The 14,812-nt window shown below is 72.8% G+C and carries 11 protein-coding genes; 7 read left to right on the top strand and 4 right to left on the bottom strand.

The features are described from left to right. Window positions 1–24: 24 nt before the first annotated feature. The 6 genes from H293_RS0103415 to H293_RS0103390 all read left to right on the top strand — a co-directional run bounded on the left by H293_RS0103415 (window position 25) and on the right by H293_RS0103390 (window position 5,847). Window positions 25–486, top strand: coding sequence for a single-stranded DNA-binding protein (locus tag H293_RS0103415; RefSeq protein ID WP_020116475.1), 462 nt, complete (start codon window positions 25–27; stop codon window positions 484–486). Between the two features lie 312 nt (window positions 487–798). After that, window positions 799–2,211, top strand: coding sequence for a TQXA domain-containing protein (locus tag H293_RS0103410; protein WP_028807512.1), 1,413 nt, complete (start codon window positions 799–801; stop codon window positions 2,209–2,211). 32 nt (window positions 2,212–2,243) lie between these two features. Beyond that, window positions 2,244–2,606, top strand: coding sequence for a hypothetical protein (locus tag H293_RS0103405; RefSeq protein WP_020116473.1), 363 nt, complete (start codon window positions 2,244–2,246; stop codon window positions 2,604–2,606). A 491-nt stretch (window positions 2,607–3,097) separates the two neighbouring features. Next, a complete protein-coding gene (ettA, locus tag H293_RS0103400; RefSeq protein ID WP_020116472.1) occupies window positions 3,098–4,762 on the top strand; it encodes an energy-dependent translational throttle protein EttA in 1,665 nt (554 codons plus the stop codon). Between the two features lie 6 nt (window positions 4,763–4,768). Continuing rightward, window positions 4,769–5,182, top strand: a complete 414-nt coding sequence (locus H293_RS0103395; protein WP_020116471.1) for an acyl-CoA thioesterase — start codon at window positions 4,769–4,771, stop codon at window positions 5,180–5,182. Continuing rightward, window positions 5,179–5,847 (top strand): DUF8185 domain-containing protein, encoded by a 669-nt coding sequence (locus tag H293_RS0103390; protein WP_020116470.1) that lies wholly within the window; start codon window positions 5,179–5,181, stop codon window positions 5,845–5,847. Before H293_RS0103395 ends, H293_RS0103390 begins: the two co-directional genes overlap by 4 nt. 7 nt (window positions 5,848–5,854) lie before the next feature. Here H293_RS0103390 and H293_RS0103385 read toward each other — a convergent pair whose 3' ends face one another. The 4 genes from H293_RS0103385 to H293_RS0103370 form a co-directional block, all read right to left on the bottom strand. Continuing rightward, complete coding sequence (locus H293_RS0103385) at window positions 5,855–6,811, bottom strand: ABC transporter ATP-binding protein (protein ID WP_020116469.1); 957 nt, start codon at window positions 6,809–6,811, stop codon at window positions 5,855–5,857. A 301-nt stretch (window positions 6,812–7,112) separates the two neighbouring features. Beyond that, window positions 7,113–9,893 (bottom strand): FtsX-like permease family protein, encoded by a 2,781-nt coding sequence (locus tag H293_RS0103380; RefSeq protein WP_020116468.1) that lies wholly within the window; start codon window positions 9,891–9,893, stop codon window positions 7,113–7,115. Further along, window positions 9,886–13,080, bottom strand: coding sequence for an FtsX-like permease family protein (locus tag H293_RS0103375; protein WP_106968249.1), 3,195 nt, complete (start codon window positions 13,078–13,080; stop codon window positions 9,886–9,888). The genes H293_RS0103380 and H293_RS0103375 overlap by 8 nt, the downstream gene beginning before the upstream one ends. 217 nt (window positions 13,081–13,297) lie before the next feature. Beyond that, a complete protein-coding gene (locus tag H293_RS0103370; RefSeq protein ID WP_028807510.1) occupies window positions 13,298–13,711 on the bottom strand; it encodes a globin in 414 nt (137 codons plus the stop codon). A gap of 68 nt (window positions 13,712–13,779) precedes the next feature. On the opposite strand from H293_RS0103370, the gene H293_RS0103365 reads away from it, so the two are divergent. Continuing rightward, window positions 13,780–14,796, top strand: a complete 1,017-nt coding sequence (locus tag H293_RS0103365; RefSeq protein ID WP_020116465.1) for a methyltransferase domain-containing protein — start codon at window positions 13,780–13,782, stop codon at window positions 14,794–14,796. Window positions 14,797–14,812 lie beyond the last annotated feature (16 nt).

The following is a 14,812-nucleotide window of genomic DNA, read 5'->3' as shown; positions in this document are numbered from 1 at the left end:
GCATGTCCGGGAGGATTTCCAGCGATGAACGAGACCATGATCTGCGCGGTGGGCAACGTGGCGACACAGCCGGTGTACCGGGAGTTGGCGACGGGTGCGTCGGTGCGGTTCCGGCTGGCGGCGACGGCGCGGTATCTGGACCGCGAGAAGAACGAATGGACGGACGGGCACACCAACTTCTTCACGGTGTGGGCCAATCGCCAGCTCGCCACCAACGTGGCGGGGTCGATCAACGTGGGCGATCCGGTGGTCGTCCAGGGCCGGTTGAAGGTGCGTTCGGAGATGCGCGAGGGGCAGCCGGCCTGGACCTCGGCCGACATCGACGCGGTGGCGATCGGCCATGACCTCGCGCGCGGCACCTCGGCCTTCCGGCGCACCCAGCGACCGGAGAACACCGTCGCGGGGTCGTCCACGCAGCCGGAGCCCGCCTGGGAGACACCGCCGGGCGAGACCGCGGACCGACAGCAACCCGTCGCGGTGACGTGACATGACGTGACGTCAGCGGGGAGAGGGGGCCGGGCCGGCGGCGCGGTGGCTCCGCCCGAAGCGCCGCCCTGACCGAAGTGCGGCTTATCCGCGAATACGTTCCGGATAGCTCCGGTCGATTTGTCGATAATCCATACGGGTGGAAGGCCGTGGCGATAACGATTCCGAGTCGGATCGATCTTCCGACCGCATCCCCGGGAAGAGGGGGGCGGCCGCGTCCCTAGGATGCCGAACACAGCTCCCGGGGCTACTGATTCTGCTGGTGGGACCGCCTGCCCGCTCGACAACGGGTCCTGCTCGAAGGGGAATTCCGTGTTTTCTGCGTTCTCTGCGCTGTCCGTGCGCGGACGGGGGGCGGCTCGCCTCGCGGCCGTCACGTTCGTCTCCGGCCTGCTCGCCGCCGGTGCGGCAGTGGTCGCCGCCGGTACGGCGTCGGCGGACGAGGCGGCGCAGAACCAGAGAGGGGCGACGGCCACCATAGGAGGCCTGAAGACCTACGGTGACGCGGTGATACACGGGACCGACCGTGATCTCCAGGTGTCCGCCGGGCTGTTCGAGATGTCCGTCGAGGGCGGCGGAACCCTCCAGACGTACTGCGTGGACCTCTACAACCCCACGCAGAAGGACGCCAAGTACCACGAGACCGACTGGAGCGGCAGCTCGCTGGGCGCCAACAAGGGTGCGGGCAAGATCCGTTGGATCCTGGAGAACTCCTACCCCCAGGTCAACGATCTCGCGGCGCTCGCCGCCAAGGCCGGGATCGCCGCGGGACTGACCGAGCAGGACGCGGCGGCCGGCACCCAGGTGGCGATCTGGCGTTACTCGGACGGCGCGGACGTCGACGCCGCCGACCCGCGGGCCGAGAAGCTCGCGGACTACCTGGAGAAGAGCGCCCGTGACAGCGCGGAGCCGGCGGCGTCGCTGATGCTCGACCCGCCCGCGGTCTCCGGCCACCCCGGCGAGCTGCTCGGCCCGGTGACGGTGCACACCAACGCGGCCGGTGCCACGGTCACCCCGCCGGCGGACGCGGCCACGAGCGGCGTACGGATCGTCGGCAAGGACGGCAGGCCGGTGACCTCCGCGAGCAACGGGAGCGAGCTCTACTTCGACGTCCCCGAGGACGCGGCGGCCGGCTCGGCAGACCTCACCGTGCAGGCCTCGACCACCGTGCCGGTCGGCCGTGCGTTCGCCTCAGAGAGCCGGAGCCAGACCCAGATCCTCGCCGGCTCCAGCGAGTCGACGGTCTCGGCCACGGCAAGCGCGACCTGGGCGAAGGAGGGTGCCGTACCGGCCCTCTCCGCGGTGCGGAACTGCACCGAGGGCGGCCTGGACATCACGGCGGTCAACAAGGGCGACGAGGAGTTCGCGTTCGAGCTGATGGGCACGGAGTACGCCATCGCGGCGGGCGAGTCCCGCACCGTGACGGTCCCGCTCCAGGAGGACCAGGCGTACGACTTCACGATCACCGGTCCCGACGGATTCGCCAAGCGCTTCACCGGCGTCCTCGACTGCCGCACCCGCAGCAGCGAGACCGGCGCCACGACCCAGACCCTCAGCGAGCCCAGCCCCGCCACGGTGGCCCTCCCCACCACCGACGTCAACCTCGCCGAGACGGGCGGCTCCGCCACCACCCCGCTGATCGCCGGTACCGCTATCGCCCTGGTCGTGATCGGGGGCGCCGCCCTGGTCCTCACCGGCAGGAAGCAGAACCGGCCGCAGGACTGACCGGGCGCGTCGGCGACGGGCAGAATGACGTCATGACCAAGTCATCCGCATCGCCGGCACGTCACCCCTCATCCGACTCGGTGCTGTCCCTGTGGTCCCAGGACTCGGTGCTGTCGATCGGCTCGGTGGGCTCGGTGCTGTCCATCGGTTCCGTGGGCTCGGCCCTGTCGGTCGGCTCGATCGGCAGCGCCCTGTCCGTGGGCTCGATCGGTTCGGCCCTGTCCCTGATCTCGGCGGGCTCGTGGCTGAGCACCGGGTCGCTGCTGTCGGCCCAGTCGAGGTGGTCGGTGCTGTCGTGGCGCTCGTCCCAGGGGCTGATGCGGTCCGCGGGGGTGGCGGGGGCGGTGGCTGTGGGGGCGGCTGTGTTGCTGGCGGTGCGCAGGGCGGGCGACTGATCCGGCGCGCCGGTCAGGAGGCCGACGTGGCCGCGGGACTGTTCTGAGGCGTTGTGGTGCCGGTCGAGCGGGGAAGGGGCGGCGTTGAGGGCCGGCCGTGGACTCCGGCGATCTCGTCGTGCACGCCCGCCGCGATGGCGAGGCGGGACGGCAAGTGATCTTCGATCGGTCCTCGGCGCGGGCGCGCGCCGCCTCTGCGGCGCGGCCTGCCCCCTGTCTGCGCCCGGCTGGCCGCGCCCGGCGGCGTGCTGCGTGCGTGGCAGAGGAGGGAAACCCCACTATGGCTGGGGCGGCTGGGCCGTCCCTGGGCCGTGCGAGGGTGCCCGAGACCGACCAACGACGACCGACAGTGACAGTCGAGCTACCGTCGCCGACGGCGAACCCCCAGGTCACAGCCCCCCGACCAAACGGGTTACCACCCAAGGCTGGACCTCAGGCAAGATGGGGTGTATCTGCCCACTGCCAGATTTCAAGCTGCCGGACGGTTTCTCTTGGCTGAGTACATCTACACCATGCGCAAGACGCGCAAGGCAATCGGCGACAAGGTCATCCTTGACGACGTCTCGCTGAACTTCCTGCCTGGCGCGAAGATCGGTGTGGTCGGCCCGAACGGTGCCGGTAAGTCGACCATCCTGAAGATCATGGCGGGGCTGGAGCAGCCGTCGAACGGCGATGCCTTCCTGTCGCCGGGTTACACCGTGGGGATCCTGCTGCAGGAGCCGCCGCTGAACGAGGAGAAGAACGTCCTGGAGAACGTCCAGGAAGGCGTCTCCGAGGTCAAGGGCAAGCTCGACCGGTTCAACGAGATCGCCGAGCTCATGGCCACGGACTACTCCGACGCGCTGCTCGACGAGATGGGCAAGCTGCAGGAGGAGCTCGACCACGCCAACGCGTGGGACCTCGACGCTCAGCTGGAGCAGGCCATGGACGCGCTCGGGTGCCCGCCCGGCGACTGGGCCGTCACCAACCTCTCCGGTGGTGAGCGCCGCCGCGTGGCGCTGTGCAAGCTGCTGCTGGAGGCTCCTGACCTGCTGCTTCTCGACGAGCCCACCAACCACCTCGACGCCGAGTCGGTCAACTGGCTGGAGCAGCACCTCGCGAAGTACGACGGCACCATCGTGGCCGTGACCCACGACCGGTACTTCCTGGACAACGTCGCCGGCTGGATCTGCGAGGTCGACCGCGGCCGCCTGCACGGCTACGAGGGCAACTACTCCAAGTACCTGGAGACCAAGCAGACCCGTCTCAAGGTCGAGGGTGCGAAGGACGCCAAGCGCGCCAAGCGCCTCAAGGAAGAGCTGGAGTGGGTGCGGTCCAACGCCAAGGGGCGTCAGGCCAAGTCCAAGGCCCGTCTCGCGCGGTACGAGGAGATGGCCGCCGAGGCCGACAAGATGCGGAAGCTGGACTTCGAGGAGATCCAGATCCCGCCGGGCCCGCGGCTCGGCAGCATCGTCGTCGAGGTCAACAACCTCACCAAGGGCTTCGGCGACAAGGTCCTGATCGACGACCTGAGCTTCACGCTCCCGCGCAACGGCATCGTCGGCGTCATCGGCCCCAACGGCGCCGGCAAGACCACGCTCTTCAAGATGATCCAGGGCCTGGAGGAGCCGGACTCCGGCACCATCAAGGTCGGCGACACGGTCAAGATCTCGTACGTCGACCAGAGCCGCGCGAACATCGACCCGAAGAAGACGCTGTGGGCGGTCGTCTCCGACGAGCTCGACTACATCAACGTCGGTCAGGTCGAGATGCCGAGCCGGGCCTATGTCTCGGCCTTCGGCTTCAAGGGCCCGGACCAGCAGAAGCCGGCCGGTGTGCTCTCCGGCGGTGAGCGCAACCGACTGAACCTCGCGCTCACCCTCAAGCAGGGCGGCAACCTCCTGCTCCTCGACGAGCCGACCAACGACCTCGACGTCGAGACCCTCGGCTCGCTGGAGAACGCGCTCCTCGAGTTCCCGGGTGCGGCCGTGGTCGTCTCCCACGACCGGTGGTTCCTGGACCGGGTCGCCACTCACATCCTCGCCTACGAGGGTGACTCCAAGTGGTTCTGGTTCGAGGGCAACTTCGAGTCGTACGAGAAGAACAAGATCGAGCGGCTCGGCCCGGACGCGGCGCGTCCGCACCGCGCCACCTACAAGAAGCTGACCCGGGGCTGATCGATCTTGCGTCACCTCTACCGCTGCCCGCTGCGCTGGTCCGACATGGATGCCTACGGCCATGTCAACAACGCCGTCTTCATCCGCTATCTGGAGGAAGCCCGGATCGACTTCCTCTTCCGGCCGGAGAAGGACTTCAAGCAGGGATCGGTGGTGGCGCGCCACGAGATCGACTACAAGCGGCAGCTCGTCCACCGGCACCACCCGGTCGACATCGAGCTGTGGGTCTCGCAGATCAGGGCGGCGTCCTTCACCATCTCCTACGAGGTGAAGGACGACGACCTGGTCTACGTACGGGCCTCGACGGTGGTCGTGCCGTTCGACTTCGAGGCGCAGCGGCCGCGCCGGATCACCGCCGAGGAACGGGAGTTCCTGGAGGGGTACCGGGACGACGACAAGGACGAGGCCGTCGCCGCATGACGGTGCTCCATCTCGCCGACGAGTCGGAGGCGGCCGACCTGGCCGCCTTCCTCTCCCGGCTGCTCCACTACGACCGCTCGGCCGCGGTACGCCTCCAGGGCACCGGCACGGCGCTCGCCGTCTTCGGGCGGCCGCCGTCCTTCGAGGTGCTGGCGATCCGGGCGGTGCGCCTCGCCAAGCCGTACGAGAACGGGCTCGACGTCACGCTCGACGTGACCGTGTCCGCCGGTGAGTTCCTGGAATCCCTCGACGAGGCCGCGGGTACGGCCGTCGTGCCGGCGGCGGTGACCGGGCCGCCGTGGGCCGGGGTGCTGCCGCCGCGTGGCGGGTGGCGGGCGGTGACCGGGCTGCCGGAGCCGCAGGCACTGCGGGCGCTCGTCCACTCCGGGGTCGCCGAATTCCGTTCCCGTACCGAGGAGTTGGACTCCGAGGCGCGTACCCGGGCCGAACTCGACCGGATCGGCCGGGAGATCTGGTCCCGGACCGTGGCGGACACCGGGTTGCCCGTGCGGGCCGTGCACGCCGCCCAGTCGCTGGGATTCCTGCGGCCCGGCGCGGAGTTGGCGCTCCTCTCGTCGGGGGCGTGGCTGCGGCTGCGTACGCCGTACGGCTCGATCGCCGTACGGCAAGGGGGACTTGGGATGCTCGGCGTCACCGTGCGCTGAGTGCCCGTCAGTCCCGGTCGCTGTCGTCCGGCCATACGCCGATGTGGTCGGGCTCCAGTTCCAGCGCGACCCTGTCCCGCATGTCCAGCGCCTCGGTGTACTCCTTCGGGAGCTGGAGGCGGCCCGCGCGGTCGAGCATCGCGTACTCCCTCGCCACCAGGGTCTCGTGGCCCGTCGTCGCGTCCACCTCGCTGCGGCGCAAAACCTCCGTGGAGGTGCGGCCGTCCCTGATGGCCACCGTACGGCGGACCTCTCCCGCCACCGCCTGGTCGTGGGTGACGATGACGATCGTCGTGCCGAGCTGTTCGTTGGCGGTGCGGAACGCGGCGAAGATCTGTTCCGCGGTGTGGGAGTCGAGTTCGCCCGTCGGTTCGTCGGCCAGCAGGACCGCCGGGCTGTTGGCCAACGCCACCGCTATCGCCACGCGTTGCTGCTGGCCGCCCGACATCTGGTGGGGGCGGCGGTTGCGGCAGTCGGCGACCTCCAGCAACTCCAGGAGTTCCAGGGCGCGTTCGGTGTGGGCGCGGCGGGGGGTCCGGGAGCCGGAGAGCTGGATGGGGAGGGTGATGTTCTGGGCAGCGGTGAGGTAGGGCAGCAGGTTGCGGGAGGTCTGCTGCCAGACGAAGCCGACCGTCTTGCGCCGGTAGGCCAGGCGGTCCTTCGCGGTCATGGCGAGGAGGTCGTGGCCCGCGACCCTGGCGGCGCCGGCGGTGGGGGTGTCCAGGCCCGCGAGGATGTTCATGAGGGTGGACTTGCCGCTGCCGGACGCGCCCACCAGAGCCAGGAGTTCGCCCTCTCGGACCAGCAGGTCGAGGCCCTGCAGCGCCTGGACCTCCACGCCGTCCGTGGTGAAGACGCGGACGAGCCGGTCGCAGGTGATCAGGGCGTCGTGGCCGTAGGTGGGGCGGGAGCGGGCCTCGGTCGCCCTGCGGGCGAGGTCGGTGAGAGTGGGGTTCGTGGTCACTGGCCGTCTCCTGTGGGGGCGCCTGTGGATGTGCCGCGCTGTGCCGTCGGACGAGTGCCGCCGCTCTCCTCGGGCGGGGAGCCGCCGTAGTGGCTCGACCGGCCGTGGCTGGGGCTGGGGCGGGTGAAGTTGTTCCTCGGGTGGGTGCTGGTTTCTGCGGGCGGGGGGCTGGCGTAGTGGCTTGACCGGCCGTGGCTGGGGCGGGTGAAGTTGCTTATCGGGTGGGTGCGGGTCTCCGCGGGCGGGGAGCCGCCGTAGTGGCTCGACCGGCCGCGACCGGGGCTGAGGCCGGCGAAGTCGCTCATCTCGCGTCCCCCGCTCTCAACTCCCGCACCGAGCCCCGTCTGCCCGACCACCACGCCTGGCCGATCCCCATCGCCACCGCCAGCAGCAGCACGGCCGCCGCCGGTACCGCCAGGGAGAGGGCGTCCGTGCGCAACTCCGCTCCGGCCGCGTCGGGTTCGGCCGTGGCGAGGGCGATGGCCGTCAGGTCGATGCCGGGGGACAGCAGGCGGATGGTGGCCCAGCCCGTGAGGGTGCCGCCCAGGGCGGCCAGGATCGCCTGGGGCAGGGACTCCAGGACCAGCAGGCGGCGGCCTCCCGCCCGGGTCAGGCCCATCGTGCGGAGGCGGGCCAGCAGGGCCGTGCGTTCGGGGGCCGTGCGCAGGAGGGCCAGGAGGAGGGCCAGGACCGCGTATCCGGTGCCGGCCGCCACCGCCGTGGCGTAGACGCCTTCCGCGCCGGTCTGGAGAGGGGAGTCGGCGTAGCGCTTCCGTTCCTCGGACCTCAGGTGCACGGCCGCCGCCTTGGGGGCCGCCTTCCGCAGCGCGGCCCCGTCCAGGCCCTTCCCCGTCAGCAGCAGGGTCGTCGGCCGCGCCAGCGCCGGGCTCAGTGCCTCGCGGTTCACGATCAGGAAGTCCGGGCCCGGCACCGCCGGCGTGCGGTCCAGGACGGTGGTGATGCGGACGGTGAGCGAGCTGCCGTCCGGGAGGAGGACCGGGAAGGGACGGGTGCCGTACGTCCGGGCGGTGGCCGTGGAGGCCAGGGCCGGGGTCGTGCCGCCAGAGGGCCCGTCCGGCAAGCGGGCCGCCTCGAAGGCGCCGATGTCCGTCCGGGACGACAGGGCCGCGTAGTCCGCGGGGCGCACCCCGGCCAGCGGCAGCGACTGGGCTCCGTTCTCCGGCTTCGCGTCGGAGACGACGCTCACCGCGGACAGGTCGCTCACCCCCGGTGACCTGCGCAGCCGCTCCGGCAGTCCCGTCGGGAGCGGTGTCGCCGTCTCCACGCGCGCGTCGGCGCCGACCGCGAGGAGGGACGCGTGGTCGCGGGCCTCCTGCACGCCCGCGAGGACCGAGCCGCCGAAGGCCGCCGTGGTCAGGGCGGTCAGCAGGGCGAGGAGGGGCAGGACGGCGGAGGCCGAGGTGCGGCCCGCGCGGGCCAGGGACAGATGGGCGAGGGCACCGCGCAGGCGGGCGGCCGGGCGGGCCAGGCCGCGCAGCGGAAGCGGGTACAGGCGGACCAGGAGCAGGGCGGCGATCACGCCCACCAGCACCGGTGCCAGGGAGACGAGGTCGTCGGAAGCGCCCGACGTGCCGCGCCGGCGCAGCGACTCCACCGCCGCGGCCGCCAGCACCAGCAGGGTCAGCTCGGCGACCGTACGGCGCCGGGACGGTCGTACGGCGGAGATGTCCTCGCGGCCGGTGTGGACGCGGACCACGCGGTGGGCGGCCGCCGCGCGCAGGGGGAGGGCCGCGCAGGTGACGGCGGTGACCGCCACGGCGGCCGCCATCGCGTACCGGAAGCGGCCCTCGGGGACCGCGACCAGCGCGGCGGCCAGACCCAGGGCGCCCGCCGGGACGGCGATGACCGCCGTCTCGGCGAACAGGCGGGCCGTCAGGCCCCGCAGGGAGGCGCCCCGGGCCCGCAGCAGGGCGAGTTCGCTGCGGCGGCGGTCGGCGGTGAGTCCGCCCGCCATCAGGAGCACGACGGCGGCGACCGTGCCGGTGCCGACCGCGGCGACCGCGACCAGCGGGGCGATCGACTCGCGGGACCGGTCGTAGGCGATGAGTACCTCGTCGAGGTCGGTGAGGATCTCGGTCCGGCCGGTGATCTGCGTCAGCTCGGTCACCGGACCGTCGATCTTCAGGCGCACCTTCCGCAGCACCGGACCGGCCTCCAGGGAGGCGAGCGCGGACCGCAGGGCCGGGATGTCGCGGGCCCGGAGTGTCTTCTCGGAGGGCGCCAACTGCCAGTAGCGTTCCGGGCGTCCCGGGGTGGCCAGCAGGACCGGGGCCCCCTCGGGATCGATGAGCAGGGCGCCGAGCCAGTGCATGTCCACGGACGGCGCGGGCTCGCGGACCAGGGCCGGGGTGCGCAGGATGGACACGGTGGACCAGTAGGCGCCCTTGGGGTCGTGCGGGGTGACGAGGCCCGTGATCCGGACGGGGAGGGTGCGGCCGGTGGCGGGCAGGTGGATCACCGAACCGACCTTGATGTGGAGGGACTTGGCGGTCTCCACGGTGACCGCGGCCTCCAGCTCCGGTGCCGCGGCGGTCACGTCCTCGTCCGCGCGCGGCAGCCGTCCCCGGGCGATCGAGGCATGGGCGCCGAGGCCCGCCTGGGCGACCAGGGTCACCTCCGCGGGCTTGCCGGTCGGCCTCGGCAGCCACGGGTCCGGCACCGGGATGTCCAGGGTCGTGCGCACGCCGTACGTCGACTGGCCCGGGTCGAGGACGAGCGCGCGCGGGACCTCGGCGCGGACCTCGGCGTACTGCCGGGCCAGCAGGCGGGGGCGCAGGACCTCCTCCCGCTCGTGGGGCGTGAGCATCACGGACGGCGGCGGGGCGTGCACCTCGACGCTGGTCCGGTCGGGGCGGGCCCGCTCGGCGGCCCGGCGCAGTCCGGAGTCCTCGTAGCGGTCGACCCCCCGGGGGAACGCGGCCGCGAGGCACGCCGTGAGCGCGACCAGCAGGGCGAGCCAGAAGGCGGTGCCGGGCGCGGTCCGCAGCCGGGTGCGCACCCAGGGCACGGTCTGGCCGGAGACCTCCGGCTCGGTCTTCCGGAAGAACCTCACCTCACTCACCCCCCTCACGCAGCGCCCGCGCCGGATCCGCCCGCCGCAGCGCCAGCGCCGCCGTCACCAGGAGCGGGACGACGGCCACCGCCGCCAGCAGCGCGGCCGCCTGCGGGAGCGGGAGCTGGACCAGGACTCGCGGGACCGGTCTGGTCGCCTCGTCCGTCAGCACGATCAGCGGCACCACCGCCCGGGTCAACGCCGTGCCCAGCAGCGCGCCCACCAGCAGCGCGAGCACCACCAGGACGCCCTGTTCCACGGCGACCGCGCGGGCCAGCCGGCGCCTCGGGGCCCCCAGGGCGCGCAGTACGGCGAACTCGGCGCCGCGCTCCCGCAGCGACCCCGCCGCGCTCACCGCGAACCCGACCGCGGCCAGCGCCGCCGCCACCGCGGACGCCGCGGCGAACGCGGCCTCGGGGCCCGTGCCGAACGGGTCGTCGCGCAGCTGCCCGGCGAGTTCGTCCCGTACCACGACCTGCGCGGGGTCCATGTCGGGCCGGGCCCGCAGCGCCGCCGCGACCCTGTCCGACGCGCCCGGCTCCGTCGACAGCCACCATTCGGTCGGCTCCACAGCGCGGCCGGACTCCTCCTGCAACTCCCGGTTCACGGTCCGCAGATCGATCAACAGGGCCCCGCCGTCGTCCGAGACGGTGGGCAACTCCCGTATAGCGCGCACGATCCGCACCGGTACCGTCTCTCCGTTCAGCGGCACGTCCAGGCTGTCCCCGACGGCCGCGCCCGTCGAGGCGAGGAAGCTCTCGGTGGCGACGGCCTTGATCCCGACGGCCTTCGGCTGCGGTGCCTTGAGACGGACCGTCAGCGACCCCGAGCTCCAGACGTCGTCCCCCGGGATGAACCCGGTGCCGTAGTCCACGCTCAGCCCCCCGGGTCCCGAACTCAGGCGCGGTGTGGTGGGTTTGGTCTTGGGGTCCGGTGTGGAACCCACCCCGTCGGTCCGCGAGCCGGCCCCCCAGTCGGTCGGCGACGCGAGCCGCCGTACCGTCCCTTCGGTGTCCGTGGTCGTCAACTCGGTGACGGTGAGGCGCTGTCGGTCGGCCTTGCCGCTCGGGACGGTGACGACCAGTTCCAGGGTGGTGAGGGTCAGCGGGCCCCCGGACACATAGACGTCCAGCGGGTGGGGCCGGCCGTCGGCGGAGAGTTGGCCGGCCGGGAGCCGGTAGGGGGTGCCGTAGGCGTCCACCAGGGTGACGGCGACCTGTCCCGTCGTGCTCGGGACGGAGCTGCGCAGGGTCGCCGTCAGCCGTAGCCGGGCCGTGTCCGTGGGCACCTTCACCCCCGCGACCGCGCCGTTGGGGCCCAGACCCCGGAGGAAGGGTCCGGAGTGCAGGTCGGGACGGATCAGCATGGTGGCGCGCGAGGTGTCCAGTGCCAGCACGGTCGCCGACCGGCTGCCGGACAGGGGCAGTTCGGACCGGGCGGCGGGGGCGGTCTGCCGTACGCCCGCGACGGCCGCGTACTGCTCGGTGCGGCCGGGACCCGCGTTCCCGGGGGCGAGCACCCGCACCGGTGCGCCGGCCCGGAAGTCCGCCTGGTCGGACTGCGAACGGTTCCAGGAGGCGGCCTGTCCGATCGCCAGCATGCCCAGCGCCATCGCGAGGACCAGCAGCAGCACCGGGCCCGCCCCGCGCATGGGGCGGCGGGCGATCTGCCAGCCCGCCAGGGCCGCGGTCAGCCCGCGCCCGCCGGTCGCCCGGTGTTCGGCGAGCCGGGCCAGCGGCGGCAGCAGCCGCAGCGTCAGGACGGTCCCGGCCAGCAGCGCGAGCGCGGGCGCCGCCACCAGCAGCGGATCCACACCCAGCGTGCCGGAGGTGTCGTCGGACACGGCTCCGGAGGTCTGACGGCTGAGCTGGAAGTACGCCACCCCGGCCACGGCCAGCAGCCCCAGGTCCGCCCCCGAGCGCACCGCACCGGGCAGCGCCCGGGCCCGGCCGCGCGCGAACGACGAGGTCAGCGCGGGCAGGGTCACCGCCAGCGCACACCCGAACGCCACCGCCCCCGCCACCAGCCACACCGCGGGCCGCCCGCCCGACGGCACCTCCAGGTGCAGCCCGATCCGGGCCAGCGGTCCCCGCCCGGCCAGCATCCGGGTCAGGGGAGCCGCCAGCAGCGGCGCGGACAGCAGCGCGGGCACCGCGAGCAGTGCCCCCTCCAGGGCGGCGAGGCCCGCGATCCGGGCCCGCGAGGAGCCGCGGGCCAGCAGCAGTCGGCTCTCGCCGGTGCGCTCGCTGCTCAGCAGCCCCGCCACCAGCAGCAGCGCGCAGCCCGCGAGGAGCACCAGTTGCAGGGCGACGATCAGCAGGGTCGAGCGGGAGACGAGCAGGGAGCGGTCGGTGCGGTCGAGGACCTCGGGCAGCGAGGTCGAGGCGGTCGTGGCACCGCCGAGGGAGGACTCCTTGCGCAGCGCCGCGTTCCCCGCGACGGCCGACTTCCGCAGCACGTCCGAGCGCGCGGTCGTCACCGTGGCGAAGTCGGCCCTGGCCACCCACCCCGACGTCCCGACGCTCACCCTCCCGTCGGTCAGGACCGCGGGATCGGCGAGCAAGGGGCCGTACGTCGTGAAGTCGAGCTTGTTGATGCCCCGCCCGTGCAGGTCGTCGAGGAGCCAGTACGAGTCGTCCGTGCGGACCGGCCGGTACAGGCCGGTCACCGTGACCCGCACCGCCGGGCCGCGCAGCCGGTCGGCCAGGGTGAAACGGGCGCCGGGGCCGAGGTGGAGGGCGCGGGCGGCGGTCTGCGGGAGCGCCACCTCGACCAGCCCCCCGGCCGGCCGGGGCAGCCGCCCCGCGACCAGCCGCAGCCGGCTGCGGTCCAGGGCCGCGAAGTGGGTCAGGTCCGGGTCCCCGGACCGCGCCGACTCGGGCTGCAGCGAGCGCGGCAGCGCGTACGGGCCGGACCGCAGGAACGTCCGCACGCTCACCGGCAGTCCGTCGAAGGTCTGCCGCGCCACCTTGCGTACGGCGGTGTCGGCGGCCTTACGGCGGTCCTCGGGTACGTCGGCCTTGACGACCAGCACGGTGTCGGCGGCGTTGCGCGGGTCGTCGAGGGAGTGGCGCAGGGCCGCGTCACCGATCGCGCCGGAGTAGGCGGTCAGGGTCGCGAGGACCGCCGTGGTGAGCAGGACCGTGAGCAACGCGGCGGCGATCAGCAGCCGGTGCGCCCGCGCACGCAGGAACACGAAACGCGCGATTCCCCCGAACCCCGTCACCCGGCCCCCCGCCGTGTCGTGCCAGATCTCCGGCGAGGATGTCAGAGGGGACGGTCACGGGTAAGCGCTTGTAGCCCGGGCTTGACCGGATTGTGACCGCAATCCGGTCCCGCGTGACCGGAATCCGGCAATCAGTGACCGGCAGTCACTGAGGGGTGATCAGTCGGCGGAGATCAGTCGCCGGTCATCACTCTGCGGTGTTCACCATCGAAGCGGCCGCGTACGTCAGGTAGTTCCACAGCTGTGTCTCGTGCTCCTCGGACAGGCCGAGTTCGTCGACGGCGTCCCGCATGTGCCGCAGCCACGCGTCGTGCGCCTCACGGTTGACGACGAAGGGAGCGTGCCGCATGCGCAGCCGGGGGTGACCGCGGTTGTCGCTGTACGTGGTGGGGCCGCCCCAGTACTGCATCAGGAACAGCGTGAGGCGCTCCTCGGCCGGGCCGAGGTCCTCCTCGGGGTACATGGGCCGCAGGATGGGGTCCTCGGCCACCCCCTCGTAGAAACGGTGGACGAGGCGGCGGAAGGTCTCCTCCCCGCCGACCTGCTCGTAGAAGGTCTGCGTCTGAAGCGTGCCGCGCCGGATCTCTTTCACGTCAACCATGGTCTCAGACGGGGTGGACCAGGACTCAAGGCTTAGGACCTCCTGCGCGCAGGGTGCAGAGTGGAGGTATGGGCGCGCACGCTCTCGACAGGGACCTCGCCGAACTCGCCGCCGCCGCGCGGGCCGCGCTGGTGCGGGAGATCGACGCGAGCGGGGCCTGGGCCGCCGACCCGGGATGGCGGGCGGCCTTCGAGGCGGTGCCCCGGCACCTGTTCGTGCCCTACTACTACGTCGGCGGTGGGGGTCCCCCCGCTCGAGCGCATTCGAGAGTGGGGGAGGGCGGCTACGAGCGGCGCTGGGGCGAGAGCCCGGACCCGCGCACCCGGGAGAAGTGGGTCCGCGGGGCCTACGCCGACGCCCCGCTGGCCACCCGGCTGCGCGACGGCGAACTGGTCTCCTCCAGCAGCCAGCCCTCGCTGATGGCGATGATGCTGGCCGAGCTGCGGGTACGGGACGGCGACCGGGTCCTGGAGATCGGCGCCGGCACCGGCTACAACGCGGCCCTGCTCGCACACCGGCTCGGCGACGACCGCGTCACCACCGTCGACCTGGAAGCGGAGATCACCGAGGCGGCGCGCAGGCATCTGGCCGCCGCCGGGTACCACCCCGTCGTCGTCACCGGCGACGGCGCGCGCGGGGTGCCCGAACGCGCCCCCTTCGACCGGATCATCGCCACCTGCACCCTGGCCTCGGTCCCGACCGCCTGGCTCGCCCAGTGCCGCCCCGGGGCACGCATCCTGAGCCCGCTCGCCACCGGCCTGATCGTCCTGACCGTGCGGGACGCCGGGCACGCCGAGGGGCGGTTCCTGCACACGCCCGCCTACTTCGTGCCGTTGCGTGGCGCGGACCGGCCGGACGAGGGGCCCGCCGACCTGGACGCTCTTCCGCGCCGGGCCCGGGAGAGCGAGCTGTTCCGGTTCCTGCTGGCCCTGACCCGCGGCAGCCTCGAACCGCGGGAGGCGTACGAGCTGTGGGAGCGGGAGGGGCAGCCGCGCCGTGAGCGGTACGGCATCACGGTCAGCGGGGACCGGGAGTGGGCGTGGCTGGACGACCCGGAGGGACCGTGTACGTGGCCCCTCCGGTGACGTGCCGTTCTCAGCC

The organism is Streptomyces canus 299MFChir4.1 (genome assembly GCF_000383615.1).
In the GTDB taxonomy this organism is placed as follows: domain Bacteria; phylum Actinomycetota; class Actinomycetes; order Streptomycetales; family Streptomycetaceae; genus Streptomyces; species Streptomyces canus_C.
This window is presented reverse-complemented; position numbering and strand designations above follow the sequence as displayed.